The 13,302-nt window shown below is 70.5% G+C and carries 11 protein-coding genes; 1 reads left to right on the top strand and 10 read right to left on the bottom strand.

Annotated features, from left to right (window positions below):
• Positions 1–167: 167 nt before the first annotated feature.
• The 6 genes from QWI33_RS06895 to QWI33_RS06920 all read right to left on the bottom strand — a co-directional run bounded on the left by QWI33_RS06895 (position 168) and on the right by QWI33_RS06920 (position 6,190).
• Positions 168–1,697, bottom strand: a complete 1,530-nt coding sequence (locus QWI33_RS06895) for a sodium/solute symporter (RefSeq protein WP_289956214.1) — start codon at positions 1,695–1,697, stop codon at positions 168–170.
• Positions 1,697–2,047: a hypothetical protein gene (locus tag QWI33_RS06900; RefSeq protein WP_289956216.1), complete on the bottom strand. Its 351-nt coding sequence runs from the start codon at positions 2,045–2,047 to the stop codon at positions 1,697–1,699. Before QWI33_RS06900 ends, QWI33_RS06895 begins: the two co-directional genes overlap by 1 nt.
• Positions 2,044–2,793 carry a LytR/AlgR family response regulator transcription factor gene (locus QWI33_RS06905; protein WP_289956217.1) on the bottom strand — a complete coding sequence of 250 codons (750 nt, stop codon included), beginning with the start codon at positions 2,791–2,793 and terminating at the stop codon, positions 2,044–2,046. The genes QWI33_RS06900 and QWI33_RS06905 overlap by 4 nt, the downstream gene beginning before the upstream one ends.
• A 202-nt stretch (positions 2,794–2,995) precedes the next feature.
• Positions 2,996–3,991: a sensor histidine kinase gene (locus QWI33_RS06910; protein ID WP_353895426.1), complete on the bottom strand. Its 996-nt coding sequence runs from the start codon at positions 3,989–3,991 to the stop codon at positions 2,996–2,998.
• 160 nt (positions 3,992–4,151) lie between these two features.
• A complete protein-coding gene (locus QWI33_RS06915; RefSeq protein WP_289956221.1) occupies positions 4,152–5,834 on the bottom strand; it encodes a monocarboxylic acid transporter in 1,683 nt (560 codons plus the stop codon).
• Entirely contained in the window at positions 5,831–6,190 is a 360-nt protein-coding gene (locus QWI33_RS06920) for a DUF485 domain-containing protein (RefSeq protein ID WP_289956223.1), read from the bottom strand. The genes QWI33_RS06915 and QWI33_RS06920 overlap by 4 nt, the downstream gene beginning before the upstream one ends.
• 306 nt (positions 6,191–6,496) lie before the next feature.
• Between QWI33_RS06920 and QWI33_RS06925 the strand changes: the two genes are divergently transcribed.
• Positions 6,497–6,913: a VOC family protein gene (locus tag QWI33_RS06925; RefSeq protein WP_289956224.1), complete on the top strand. Its 417-nt coding sequence runs from the start codon at positions 6,497–6,499 to the stop codon at positions 6,911–6,913.
• A gap of 165 nt (positions 6,914–7,078) precedes the next feature.
• On the opposite strand, the gene QWI33_RS06930 is transcribed toward QWI33_RS06925, so the two are convergent.
• The 4 genes from QWI33_RS06930 to ligA all read right to left on the bottom strand — a co-directional run bounded on the left by QWI33_RS06930 (position 7,079) and on the right by ligA (position 13,259).
• The gene (locus QWI33_RS06930) at positions 7,079–7,534 is read right to left on the bottom strand and encodes a VOC family protein (RefSeq protein WP_289956227.1); all 456 of its coding nucleotides are present in this window, start codon (positions 7,532–7,534) and stop codon (positions 7,079–7,081) included.
• A 72-nt stretch (positions 7,535–7,606) separates the two neighbouring features.
• The gene (locus tag QWI33_RS06935; RefSeq protein ID WP_289956230.1) at positions 7,607–8,578 is read right to left on the bottom strand and encodes a sigma-70 family RNA polymerase sigma factor; all 972 of its coding nucleotides are present in this window, start codon (positions 8,576–8,578) and stop codon (positions 7,607–7,609) included.
• A 105-nt stretch (positions 8,579–8,683) separates the two neighbouring features.
• On the bottom strand, positions 8,684–10,711 hold the full coding sequence (locus tag QWI33_RS06940; protein ID WP_289956232.1) for a putative bifunctional diguanylate cyclase/phosphodiesterase: 2,028 nt from the start codon (positions 10,709–10,711) through the stop codon (positions 8,684–8,686).
• Positions 10,712–11,048: 337 nt separating this feature from the next.
• Complete coding sequence (ligA, locus tag QWI33_RS06945; protein ID WP_289956235.1) at positions 11,049–13,259, bottom strand: NAD-dependent DNA ligase LigA; 2,211 nt, start codon at positions 13,257–13,259, stop codon at positions 11,049–11,051.
• Positions 13,260–13,302 lie beyond the last annotated feature (43 nt).

Here is a 13,302-nt window from a genome sequence, read left to right on the forward strand (position 1 = left end):
AATCAGGACGATCGATTCGCCTAGGCCCGCGCAGGGCGCAGCCGCTGGAGGACAGCGGTCGAGTTGCAGCGCTTGCGGTGGCCTAGGCCGCCGCGCGCAGCCGAATGAAGCTCGGGCAGCACGCGAACGCCGCGAACTGCCCTGGTGACCCGTACATGCCCGCGAGGCTATCCGGTTTCGTCCGGAGCGTCCACCCGGTTCCCGCGCCGCGCGCGCGGGATCGCGCCGGTGTCGCCGGAGGAGTAGCGGCCGGGCACGTGGAGGCGCAGGACGGCCTCGCTGGCCCAGTCGGGGACCGAGCCGGGCCGGGACGCGGCGATCATGACGGTGAACGCGAGCGGGACCGTCCACAGTGCGGGTTGTGCGAGGAGGACCGACACGATGCCGGGCTCCAAGTCGAGGACCACCGAGGCGAGCGCCGCGCCGGTGGAGGTGCCCGCGCCGACGAGCAGGCCCGCCGTCGCGCCGGTCGCGGTGAGGCCGCGCCACCAGATGCCGAGGGTGAGCAGCGGGCAGAACGTGGAGGCGGCCACTGCGAAGGCCCACCCCACGAGCACGTTGATGTCCACGTCGGCCGCCGGGAGCGAGAGTGCGACGGCGAGGGCCGTGCCGACGACGACGCCCAGGCGCAGCCGCGAGAGCGAGCCGCCGAACAGGTCGTGCGAGAGGCCCCCGGCCAGCGCGAGGAGCAGCCCGGAGGAGGTGGAGAGGAAGGCGGCGAACGCGCCGGCGGCGACCAGGGCCGTGAGGACCGCGCCCGCCGTGCCGGGGACGATCGCGCTGGGGACGAGGAGCGGGACGACGTCGGTCTCCTCGGGGTCGGGCGTGGTGACGCGGCCGAGGAGCCCGTAAACGATCGGCCACAGGTAGAAGAGGCTGAGCAGGACGATCACGGAGACGGCGACACGGCGCGCCGCGCGGGCGCCGGCGACGGTGTGGAAGCGCATCACGACGTGCGGGAGCCCCATGGCGCCCAAGGTGGTCGCGACCAGGACCGAGATGGTGGCCAGGAGCGGGTGCCCGGAGCCGTCGAGGTCCAGGAGCGGGCGGGACCAGTCCGCGTCGGCGCTCGGGTCGAGGGCCGCTTCGCGCCGCTCGGGCCCGGCGAGGGCGATGAGGAAGACCGCGGGGCCGGCGATGAACGCGAGCTTCACCAGGTAGTGGAAGGCCTGCACGTACGTCGCCGAGCGCATCCCGCCGACGGCGATCGTGGAGGAGACCACGAGCCCGGCGCCGACCACGCCGATCCAGTAGGGGATGCCGGAGACGAGTTCGAGCACGACGCCGGCCGCTTTGAACTGCGGCAGCAGGTAGAGCAGCATGATGACGAGCACGACGAGGCCGCACATGCGCCGGATGCGCGGCGAGCCCAGGCGGTACTCGGCGAAGTCGGGCACGGTGTAGGCGCCGCTGCGGCGCATCGGCCCGGCCGCGAGGGCGGCGACGAGCACGTACCCGGCGGTGAAGCCCACGGCGTACCACATCGCGCCCACGCCGTTCTTGACGATGAGCCCGGCCAGGCCCAGTACCGAGGCGGCGGAGACGTACTCGCCCGCGATGGCGAGGGCGTTCCAGCCGGGCACGATGCTGCGGGAGGCCACCAGGAAGTCCGGTGTGGAGCGTGCGGCGCGCACGCCCCAGACGCCGATGACGACGCTGGAGGCGAGCACCAGGCTGATGGCGGCCAGGCCGAGCATCAGTCGTCCTCGCAGTACTCGGCCTCGATGCGCTCGGCCCGGCGCACGTGGACCGCGGCCAGGAGCAGCAGGACCGGGTAGGGCGCGAAGAAGAGCACGGCCCAGCCGAGGCGGCCGGGGGTGAGCGCCGCGGCGGTGAGCAGGGCGGCGAGGGCGAACAACAGGAGGGTCGCGGTGCGGACGGCGAGGCGGCGCTGGCGGCGGAGGGCGCGTTCGGCGTCGTCGAGGTCGATCGCGCTGCGGCCCACCTGCGGGTGACCGGTGAGGCGGCTGAGGCGGCGCGTGGCGTCGGACCGGCGGCGGAGGGCGAGCCGGGTCTGGGGGCTGGTGACGCGTACGCGCTGGTTCACCGGTGCGCGCCGCCTTCCCTCGCGGCCTGGAGGAGCCGTTCGCGCAGGAGCCGGGAGTGGCGGCGGCTGACGGGGACCTCGCCGGGTTCGGTGACGGCGACGAGTCCGGCGGTGGAGGTCACGCGCAGTTCGGTGACCGCGGCGAGGTTGATGAGGAAGGACCGGTGCGCGCGCACGAAACCCGCTGCGTCCCAAACTTGTTCGAGGTAGGTGAGGGACTGGCGCAGGAGGTGCGAGCCCTGGTTGGAGTGGAGGCGGACGTAGTCGCCGTGCGCTTCGGCGTAGGCGATGTCGTCGCGGCGCACGAAGACGGTGCGCCCGGCGAGCTCGACCTGGACGACGGCGAGGTCGTCGGCCTTGTCCCCCACCACCGGTCCGGAGCGGCGGCCGCCGATGCGGGCCACGGCCTCGGCGAGGCGCTCGGGCCGGAAGGGCTTGAGGAGGTAGTCGGCGGCGCCGAGGCCGAAGGCCTCCACCGCGTGGTTGTCGTAGGCGGTGACGAAGACGATCTCGGGCGGGTCCGAGAGGCGCCGGAGGATGCGGGCCACGTCCATGCCGGTGAGGCCGGGCATCGCGATGTCGAGGAACGCGGCGTCGAACGAGCCGGAGCCGAGGAGTCGCACGGCCTCGTCGCCGCCGGCGGCGGCCACGACCTCGCCGACGGCGGGCAGCTCGGCGAGCTGCCCGGCGAGTTCGATGCGGGTGGAGGGCTCGTCTTCGACGACGAGCACGCGCAGCAGGCTCATCAGCGTCTCCGGTTCGGGGGAAGGGCCGCGAAGCGGACCGGATGGGAGGAGGCGGTGCGGTCGAACACCCGCCGGGCGCGAATGGCGCTCGCGTTCGACGGCATGTCGGACCCGTGTGGGAGGGTCGTCCTATTTCCCCGGTTGGTCGGAGGCGGATGCGGGTGGGAAGGGGCATGCCCTACGGCCGCATCGAAGGAGCGGGTCATACGTGCACCCCTCTCGCGTACCGCGGGATCCGCACCGTGGCCTTGGTGCCCTCGCCCGGGGCGGTGTCGAGCCACAGGCCGTACTCGGGGCCGTAGACCGCGCGCAAACGTCGGTCCACATTGGCCAGACCGATGCGGCCGGCGCCCTGGCGGCTGCCCGTGAGGATCGCCTTCGCCGTCTCCGGCTCCATGCCCGCGCCGTCGTCCTCGACCTCGATGACGCACAGCGCGCCCTCGGAGAACCCGCGCACCGCGATGTGCCCGGTGCCGGGCTTGGACTCGAAGCCGTGGCGCACCGCGTTCTCCACGATCGGCTGCACCACCAGGAACGGGATGGGCACGGGCAGGACCTCCGGGGCGATGCGGACGGTGATGTCGAGGCGGTCGTCGAACCGGGCCCGCTGCAGCTCGAGGTAGGTCTGCACCGCCTGCAGCTCGTCCGCGACCGTGGCGTAGTCGCCGGTGTTCGCGAACGAGTACCGCAGGTAGTCCGAGAAGTCGGTGAGCAGTTCACGGGCCCGCTCGGGGTCGGTGCGGGTGTGGGCGCTGATCGCGGCGAGCGCGTTGTGCATGAAGTGCGGCGAGATCTGGGCCCGGAGCGTGCGCAGGTCCGCCGCCGCGATCCGCTCGCGGGCCCGGTCCAGGTCCGCGTGGTCGAGCGCGGTCGCCACGAGGTGCGCAGCCTCGGCGACCTCCGCGTCGCTCACGTCCCCCGCCACGAGCAGGCACCCGGCCAGGTCCCCCGAGACGATCAGCGGCGAGGACCGCAGCGGCGGGGCCGTGACCGGCTCGAGCACGTCCAGGGTCTCCACCAGCAGGCTCTGGGCCGCGACCGGGTCCAGGCCCCCGGCGACGGCGATGACCCGCTCGCAGTCGGCCAGCGCCACCGCGTCGGCCGCGAGGAGCTTCGCGAGGCGGCGGGCCGCGAGCGGCGCGCCCTTGCCGTTCAGGCCGTCCGCGAGGGATTCGCCGATCTGGCGGGAGAGCCGCAGGGCGGCGAGCGCCCCGGAGCCCAGCGCGCGTCGGCGCGTCGAGGCGAGCCTCGAAGCGCGGATCGAAGCGGAAAGGCGACCGGGGATCACGTGTTCACTGTAACGGGGCCCACAATAAGAGCGGGGAGGGCCGCCCGGCCCTCCCCGCTCATGGGGCGGCTCAGTGCTCCGCGGCCCGCTCAGCCCCCGCACCGGTGAGCGCCCGCACTTGCATGGACGCGAACCGGTTCGGGTTCGATTCGGAGCTCATCAGCGTGCCGACCACGGCGCAGATGAGACCCAGCGGAATGGAGACCAAGCCGGGGTTCGACAACGGGAACCATGCGATGTCGACCCCTTCGCCGAGCAGCGAAGTCGGAGTGCTCGAGAACGTCGGCGAGAAGATCACCAGGCCGATCGAGCTGATGAGGCCGCCGTAGATGCCGGCGACGGCCCCGGCCGTGTTGAACCGCTTCCAGAAGAGGCTGAACAGCAGGGTCGGGAGGTTGGCGGAGGCGGCCACCGCGAAGGCGAGCGCCACCAGGAACGCGACGTTGAGGTCCTGCGCGAACACCGCGATGATGACGGCGATCGCGCCGACGCCGACCGCCGCGAACTTCGCGAACACGACCTCCTGGTGCCCGCTGGCCTTGCCGCGCTTGAAGACCCCGTTGTAGAGGTCGTGGGCGAGCGAGGACGAGCAGGCGATGATGAGCCCCGCGACCACCGACAGGATCGCCGCGAACGCCGCCGACGCGATGAGCGCCAGCATGATCGCGCCGCCCGTCGAGCCCGCGATGTTCTCGCCGATGACCTGGGAGAGCTGCGGTGCGGCGGAGTTGCCGGCCGGGTTCTCGGCGATGATCGCCTCCTGGCCGACCATCGCGGCGGCGCCGAAGCCGAGCACGAGGGTGAGCAGGTAGAACATGCCGATCAGGCCGATGGCCCAGTTGACGGACTTGCGGGCGGTCTTGCCGTCCGGGGTCGTGTAGAAGCGGATGAGCACGTGCGGCAGGCCCGCGGTGCCCAGCACCAGGGCGAGCCCGAGGCTGATGAGGTCGAGCTTGTTCCACAGCGTCTGCAGCGAGTCCCCCGCCACCTCGGTGCCGTAGCGCAGCCCCGGTTCGAGGAAGGCCGCGCCCTGGCCCGAGGCCTGGGCGGCGTCGCCCATGAGCGCCGAGAGGTTGAAGTTGTACTCGGCGAGGACGAGGATCGCCAGGACGAACGCGAGGCCGATCTTCACGCAGGCCTGGAAGATCTGGACCCAGGTCGTGCCCTTCATGCCGCCGAACGCGACATAGGCGACCATGAGCAGGCCGGTGACGACGATGCCGGCGACCTTCGCCGAGCCCGAGTCCATCCCGAGGAAGGTCTCCCCCTCCTTGATGCCCAGGAGCAGTGTCACGAGCGCGCCCGTGCCGACCATCTGGGCGAGAAGGTAGAAGATCGAGATGCTCAGGGTGGCGACGGCGGCGGCGGTGCGGACGGGCCGCTGCTTCATGCGGTACGAGAGGGCGTCCGCGACGGTGAACCGGCCGGAGTTGCGCAGCGATTCCGCGACCAGCAGGAGCGCGACGAGCCACGCGACGAGGAACCCGATGGAGTACAGGAACCCGTCGTAGCCGTAGAGGGCGATGGTGCCGGCGATGCCGAGGAACGAGGCCGCGGAGACGTAGTCGCCGGCGACCGCAAAGCCGTTCTGCATCGCGGAGAAGCCGCGCCCGCCGGAGTGGAAGTCGGTGGCGTCCTTGGTCTTGCGCCCGCCCTGGATGGTGATGCCGATGGTGATCAGCACCATGACCATGAACAGGGCGATGGTCAGGATGCGGTTGGAGTCGCTCATCTCCTGCGCGAGCGTGTTCATCCCTTGCCCCCGTTCATGATGTCTTCACGCAGCTCGGCGGATTGCTGGTCGAACTTGCGCGCGGTGAACCGGGAATAGGCGATCGTCACCCAGAAGGTCACGACGAACTGGCTGAGCCCCAGGACGAGCCCGAGGTTGATGTTGCCGAAGAGGACGATGCCCATGAAATCGCGCGCGTACGCGCACAGCAGCACGTACACCAGGTACCAGGCGAGCGCGGCGAGCAGGACCGGCACGGTGAAGCGGAACAAGGTGCGCTTGAGCTCGACGAACCGGGGGTCGTCGTGCATCGCGGCGATCTGGTCTTCAGTGACGTCCGGCGGGGCCGGTCCATCACTGTCGGGGGTCGTAGCCATCGGGCCGTTCCTCCTTGAAGGGCTTGATGCGGGGCGTCGTCCCAGGGCTGACCGGCGCCGATGTTGCTGGCTCGAGTCGGTCCGGTCACGGGCTTACATGCAACTTAAGAGGCGGGAGCGGCAGAGTGAAGCATTGCTGTGACGCGTGTCGCTAGGGGGTCGCCATCCTGCGTTGAGAGCGCCGACGAGCGGTCGGCGAACGGTCCGCGAGCGGTCGCGCCGGGTTTTCTCGACGCGAACGATGAATCCCGCGTAGGGATCTCGTCTGTACTGGTGAAGGCAATGGGACACCGAAAGGACCGCGCGATGGCGAACAAGATGATCTTCCTGAACCTGCCCGTGAACGACCTCGACGCTGCGAAGACGTTCTACGAGGCGCTCGGCTGGAGCATCAACCCCGACTTCACCGACGAGAACGCCGCCTGCGTCGTCGTCGACGACAACATCTGCCTGATGCTGCTGACGAAGGAGTTCTACGCGACGTTCGCCGAGCGCCCGATCGCCGACACCGCCGCGTTCTCGGCCGCCGCGTACGCGCTGGCGCTGCCGAGCCGCGAGGCCGTGGACGAGCTCACCGACGCCGCGCTCAAGGCCGGCGGCACCGAGGAGTCCTCCAGGCAGGACCGCCGCGCCCAGGAGGCCGAGGTCGGGATGTACGGCCGGACCTTCCTCGACCTCGACGGCCACCAGTGGGAGCCGTTCTACATGCCCTACCCGCAGTAGTACGCAGGCCGATGGGCCGCCGCGCATCGCGCGGCGGCCCATCGGCCTGCTGTCAGCGTGGTCGCTGCTGGTTCGCCGGAGGGGTTCGGGTGGGAACCGCGGCGGTCGCGCCGGGGCGGTACGGCGGCCTTCGGGGCCGCCGGGCCGGGTGGCCCAGCCAGGCCCCTACGAGTGGACGCAGAACTCGTTGCCCTCCGGGTCCTGCATGACGATCCACTGGGCGGGGCCTTCGGAGAGGCGCTCGCCGGCGCGGGTGGCGCCGAGGGACTCCAGGCGCTCGGCTTCGGCGTCGATGTTGTCGAGGCCCACATGGAGGTCGAGGTGCAGGCGGTTCTTGACCGTCTTGGGCTCGGGGACGAGCTGGAACAGGACGCGCATGCCCTGGCCGGCGTCGGAGGCCGCGTCGAAGGGGTCGTCCGGGTTGCGGATCGCGGCGAGGGTCTTCCAGGCGTGGTGGCCGTCGACCTCCGTGAGGTGGTCTTCGGTGATGATCCCCTTGGCGAGCAGGCCCGCGATGAACGGCGAGTGGTCCTCGACCCGGTAGTCCATGGCCTCGGCCCAGAAGGCCGCGAGTCGGTGCGGGTCGGCGCAGTCGATGACGATCTTGAAGTGAACAGGCATACCGACACGGTAAGCCGGGGGTCCGACAGCCGCCCCGTTCCTGCGCGAAACAGTCGCGGGGCAGCGCTCGGACTACTCGCGGTACTCGTTCGGGAGCCCGAAGAGCGGGAACAGCTTCGGGGTGTCCAGGAAGTAGTTGAGGCCCGAGATCTTGCCGCCCTCGAGTTCGAGGACGGTGATCGACCACGGCTCCCACAGGCCGGGCGTGCCGCTCGGCTTGTAGTGGCCGAAGGCCGGGAGGCCGTTGGCGCTGACCGGGACGAGCTTGGAGCCCTCGCAGCCCTTGCCTGCGGTGAGCATGAACTCGGCGACGCTCGCGTGCCCCTGGACCCACAGCGGGATCGGCGGCATCGAGAGGGCCACGTCCTTGGTGCACAGGGCCGTGAGCGCGTCCATGTCGTACGCCTCGAAGGCGCTCACGTAGCCGTCCACGAGCTTGCGGAGCTCGGCGTCGTCGATCGTGTAGGACTCGTCGGGCTTGGCGTGGACCTGCTCCATGGTGGCCTTGGCGCGCTGCAGCGCCGAGTTGACGCTGGCGGGGCTCAGCTGGAGGGCCTCGGCGGTCTCGGCGGCCGAGAAGCGCAGCACCTCGCGCATGAGCATCACCGCGCGCTGCTTGGCGGGCAGGTGCTGCACGGCGGCGACGAACGCGAGCCGGAGCGTGTCCTTGGCCTCCGCCGCGGCGGCCGGGTCGGCCCCGAACGCCATCGAGTCCGGGATCGGCTCGACCCACAGGTAGTCGGGCTCCGGCGCGGGCAGGGGCGTGCCGGCGTCCGAGGCGGGGGCCAGGTCCATCGGGCGGGCCCGGCGCTGCGGGCCCTTGAGCATGTCCAGGCACACGTTCGTGGTGATCTTGTAGAGCCACGAGCGCAGGGAGGAGCGGCCCTCGAAGGCGTCGTAGGACTTCCACGCCCGCGTGAAGGCGTCCTGCACGGCGTCCTCGGCCTCGAACGAGGAGCCGAGCATGCGGTAGGCGTACGCGCAGAGTTCACGCCGGTGGGGTTCGAACTCGGCCAGTACGTCGTCTTTAGTCGCAACGTTCATGGTCACAGCCTCGCATAGGCCACCGACATTCGCCGAGACGGTTTCGGAAATCTGATTCGCCAGGATGCAAGGCGCCCGAATACACCCTTGTGGTGCAACGAAAGACTATTTGTCCCGTCGGTGGTCGACCATCCACCGCTCGAACGCGTCGGCGTCCATCGGCCGGGCGAAGTGCCAGCCCTGCCCGGCGTGGCAGTTCCAGTCCTCCAGCTGCTTGCGGACCTTCTCGTCCTCCACGCCCTCGGCGACGACCTCGACGTCCAGCGCCCGGCCCAGGTCGATCGTGGTCGAGACGATCGCGGCGTTGTCCGGGTCGTCGATCAGCGTGGTCACGAAGGACTTGTCGATCTTGATCTCGGTCACGGGCAGTCGCCGCAGGTGCTGCATCGAGGAGAACCCGGTGCCGAAGTCGTCGAGGCTGATGCCCACGCCGAGGTCGGAGAGGCGCTGCACGTTGACGACGACGCGGCGCGGGTCGGCCATGAGCGCGGACTCGGTGATCTCCAGCTGGAGCTTCGCCGCGTTCACCCCGTAGGCGTCGATCCGCTCGGTGAGGAAGTCCGTGAACTCCGGCGACTGCAGGTCGCGCACCGAGACGTTCACGGCCATGCGCAGGTCGTAGCCCGATTCGTTCCAGGACCGGAGCTGGCGCAGGGCGATGTCGACGACCCGCTCGGTGAGCATCCGCATCACCGAGGAGTGCTCGGCGGTCTCGATGATCTCGGCGGGGTTGACGATCCCGCGCTCGGGGTGGTGGTAGCGCAGCAGGGCCTCGGCGCCGATGACCTCGCCGTCGGCCAGGCGCACCTGCGGCTGGTAGTAGAGGTTCACGCCGGGCGAGTCCGGGTGGTCGAGGGTGCGGCGCACGTCGCCGAGGAGCAGCAGCCGCTCGGGCGAGTTGTGGTCGAACTCGGGCGCGTAGCGGGCGAACGAGGAGGCGCGCTGCTTCGACTCGTACATCGCGATGTCCGCGTGGCGGAACAGGGTCTGGAAGTCCGAGCCGTCGTCGGGGAAGACCGCGACGCCTACCGAGCCGTCCACTTCGATGCTGGCGTCGCCGAGGACGATCGGGGCGTCCAGGCGGGCGCGGATCTCGCGGGCGCACTCCATCGGGTCGGTCATGCCGTCCAGTTCCGACCACATGAACGCGAACTCGTCGCCGCCCAGGCGCGCGATGGCCTTGCCCTTGGGCTTGTCGGCCTCGAAGCGGTGCGCGAGCTCGGTGAGGAGCTGGTCGCCGACGGCGTGGCCGAGCGCCGAGTTGACGTCGGCGAAGCGGTCCAGGTCGAGGATGAGGATCGCGACGGCGGTGCTCGTCTCGGCCGCGTCCGTGAGCTTGCCGTCGACGGCCTGCTGGAAGCCCTTGCGGTTGAGCAGGCCCGTGAGCGGGTCGTGGTCGGCCTGGCGCTCGCGGTCGGCGGCGGTCTGGAGGATGCGGTACACCGCGAAGATCGGGATGGCCGAGGCCGCCACGAGCCACCAGGAGGACATCGCCGCAGTGGCGACGATGGGCGCGATCGCGACCTGCGTGGCGCGCAGCGCCCATTCGCTCTTGAACCACTGCCAGAACAGGACGGGCCATCCGACGCCGGTGCGCAGGCTCTGGCGGCCCGCGACGAGCGCGAAGCTCGTCAGGGTCCAGACCGAGCCGGCCGCGAAGATGGCGAGCAGCTGCGATGCCGTGCCCGACCAGGCCACCGGGCCGGTGAGGGCCGCCCAGACGCCCCAGGCCAGCACCAGCGCGACGCCCTGCTGGGCGATGTTGAAGACCGCCCGCCACAGGGAGGCCTTGAGCTGGACCATCAGCATGCCGATGGCCGCCGACTGGATGATCAGCGCGGGGAGGAACCCCCAGGTGATCATCGTGGCGAGGACGTACACGAGGTAGATCGAGGCCATCGGCGACATCCACAGCCCGCCCCAGCGGGTCGGGCGCAGCTCGGCGACCAGGGCGAGGCCCGCGGTGAGCCAGAAGGCGAAGGGCACGCCGAACCAGCCGCCCTCGGGCGCGCTGCTCGTCACGGTCACGGCGACCGAACCGGCGATCGCGAATATCGCGACCACCGACATGAAGCCGTGATACCGGCCCGGATGCTCCTTAGGCGCAGTGTTGCGCATGAGCGTCGTGGCCATTTCGCTCCTCCCACTGCCGCGCCGTCTCGGGGAGACGCGCCAGAATCCCCCGGGGCCGGTCGCGGCCGACTCCTCTGTCATATCGCGAATTCCGCTCCCACACAACGCCGGGAGCACATGCGGCACACTTGTGACCAGGCGCGACATGCCAATTACAGAAACCGTTATCCGGTGTTCACTGCAGCGTCTCCCGTGGTCGGTTCCAGGCTCGGCGGCCCTTTCGGGCGATGGGTGCCGAGCCGTTGGTACGACGCGGGGCAAGCATCCACGGGATGACTCTGCCTTGATCTAACGAGCCTCCCCCCGTAAAGGAATACGGATCGTTACTAACTTGTGATCATTCTGGTTCGCTCTCGGCATCAGAAGTTTCCGGTGCCGACAACCCCTCTTCGAGGAACGCCGCGAACGCCTCGCCCCGCACGATCGGGACGCCGAGCTCCACGGCCTTGTCGTACTTCGAACCGGGCTTGTCCCCCGCGACGACCGCGCCGGTCTTCTTGGACACCGAACCGGAGACCTTGCCGCCGCGCGCCTTCACCGCAGCGGCGGCGCCCTCGCGGGTGTGGTCGGGGATGCCGCCGGTGATGACCACCGTGAGGCCCTCAAGGGTCTGCGGGAGCGCCTCGGAGGGGTCGGGGGCGTCGTCCTGCATCCGCACCCCCGCCTCGCGCCAGCGCTCGACGATCGCGCGGTGCCAGTCGACGGCGAACCAGTCCTTGATGGCCGCGGCGATGACGGGTCCGACGCCGTCCACAGCGGCCATCTCGGCTTCGTCGGCGTCGGCGATGCGGTCGAGGTCGCGGAAGTGCTCGGCGAGGGCCTGGGCGGACACCGGGCCGACGTGGCGGATCGAGAGCGCGTTGACGACGCGCCACAGGGGCTGCCGCTTGGCGGTCTCGAGGTTCTCGAGCATCTGGACGGCGGTCTTCTTGGGCTCGCCGTTCTTGTTGGCGAAGTAGGCGACGACCTTGTCCTCGCCGGTCTTCGGGTCGGGTTTGGGCAGGCCCGTGTCGGGGTCGCGCACGACGACCTGGATGGGCAGGAGGTCCTCCATCTTCAGGTCGAAGACGCCGCCTTCGTCGACCAGGACGGGGTCGGCGCCGAGCGGTTCGACGAGCGCGGCGCAGGCGATGTAGCCCATGCGGTCGACGTCGAAGCAGGAGCGGCCCGAGAGGTAGGCGAGGCGCTCGCGCAGCTGGCCCGGGCAGGTCTGGGCGTTGGGGCAGCGCAGGTCCACGTCGCCTTCGGCCGCCGGGGCGAGCACGGAGTCGCATTCGGGGCAGCGCTCGGGCATCACGAACTCGGTCTCGTCGCCGGTGCGTGCGGCTTCGACGGGCGCGACGACCTCGGGGATGACGTCGCCGGCCTTGCGGACGACGACGGTGTCGCCGATCCTGACGCCCTTGGCCTTGACCTGGTCGGCGTTGTGGAGGGTCGCGAACTCGACTTCGGAGCCGGCGACGCGCACGGGTGCGAGCACGGCGTAGGGGGTGGCGCGGCCGGTGCGTCCGATGGAGACCTTGATGTCGAGGAGCTTGGTGTTGACCTCCTCGGGCGGGAACTTGTACGCGACGGCCCAGCGGGGGGTGCGGGAGGTCGCGCCGAGGCGGCGCTGCACGGCGATCTGGTCCATCTTGATGACGACGCCGTCGATCTCGTGGACGAGCTCGTGGCGCTTCTCGCCGTACTCGGCGATGTAGTCGAAGGCCTCGGCGATGGTGCCGACGACGCGCCAGTAGGGGCTGGTGGGCAGGCCCCAGGCGTCGAGCGCGGCGTAGGAGTGGGACTGCGAGTCGGGCTCGAAGCCGCGCAGGGCGCCGAGGCCGTGGGCGATGAAGCTGAGGGGGCGCTCGGCGGTCTTCGCGGCGTCCTTCTGGCGCAGGGAGCCGGCGGCGGCGTTGCGCGGGTTGGCGAACGGGGCCTTGCCGGCGGCGACCTGGGACTCGTTGAGGCGCTCGAAGTCGGCGCTCGGGAAGTAGACCTCGCCGCGGACTTCGAGGAGTTCGGGCACGTCGTAGCCTTCGGCGGCGGTGAGCCGCTGCGGCACGGCGCTGATGGTGGCGACGTTCGCGGTGACGTCCTCGCCGGTGACGCCGTCGCCGCGGGTGGCGGCGCGGGCGAGGCGGCCGTTCTCGTAGACGAGGTCGACGGCGAGGCCGTCGATCTTGACCTCGCAGAGGTAGGGCTCGTCGGGGACCTCGGCGGTGATCCTGTCCGCCCAGGTCTGGACCTCTTCGAGGCTGAACACGTCTTGGAGGCTGAGCAGCTTCTCGAGGTGGGTGACGGGTGCGAACGCCTCGGAGAAGGTGCCGACCTGCTGCGTGGGCGAGTCGTTGCTCTGCAGCTCCGGGTAGGCCGTCTCGATGTCGATGAGCTCGTGGAAGAGCTCGTCGAACTGGCTGTCGGAGATCGTGGGCTCGGCGAGGTAGTACCGCTTCCGATGCTCGGTGATCTCCGCGGCCAGGGTCTCGTGGCGCTCGCGGGCGCGGGAGAACTCGGGGTCTGCGGTCCGGTCGGTGCCGTCCAGGTCTGCGTCAGTCGTGCTCACGGCCCCATTGTGTCAGCTGGGTCCGACGTTTCGGGGAGGCCGA

The sequence above is a fragment of the Glycomyces tritici genome, assembly GCF_030403505.1.

Bases quoted from the DNA above. Each gene is read 5' to 3' on its own strand.
- QWI33_RS06895 (WP_289956214.1), bottom strand. From the start codon at position 1,697: ATGCTCGGCCTGGCCGCCATCAGCCTGGTGCTCGCCTCCAGCGTCGTC.
- QWI33_RS06905 (WP_289956217.1), bottom strand. From the start codon at position 2,793: ATGAGCCTGCTGCGCGTGCTCGTCGTCGAAGACGAGCCCTCCACCCGC.
- QWI33_RS06915 (WP_289956221.1), bottom strand. From the start codon at position 5,834: ATGAACACGCTCGCGCAGGAGATGAGCGACTCCAACCGCATCCTGACC.
- QWI33_RS06920 (WP_289956223.1), bottom strand. From the start codon at position 6,190: ATGGCTACGACCCCCGACAGTGATGGACCGGCCCCGCCGGACGTCACT.
- QWI33_RS06925 (WP_289956224.1), top strand. From the start codon at position 6,497: ATGGCGAACAAGATGATCTTCCTGAACCTGCCCGTGAACGACCTCGAC.
- QWI33_RS06930 (WP_289956227.1), bottom strand. From the start codon at position 7,534: ATGCCTGTTCACTTCAAGATCGTCATCGACTGCGCCGACCCGCACCGA.
- QWI33_RS06935 (WP_289956230.1), bottom strand. From the start codon at position 8,578: ATGAACGTTGCGACTAAAGACGACGTACTGGCCGAGTTCGAACCCCAC.
- QWI33_RS06940 (WP_289956232.1), bottom strand. From the start codon at position 10,711: ATGGCCACGACGCTCATGCGCAACACTGCGCCTAAGGAGCATCCGGGC.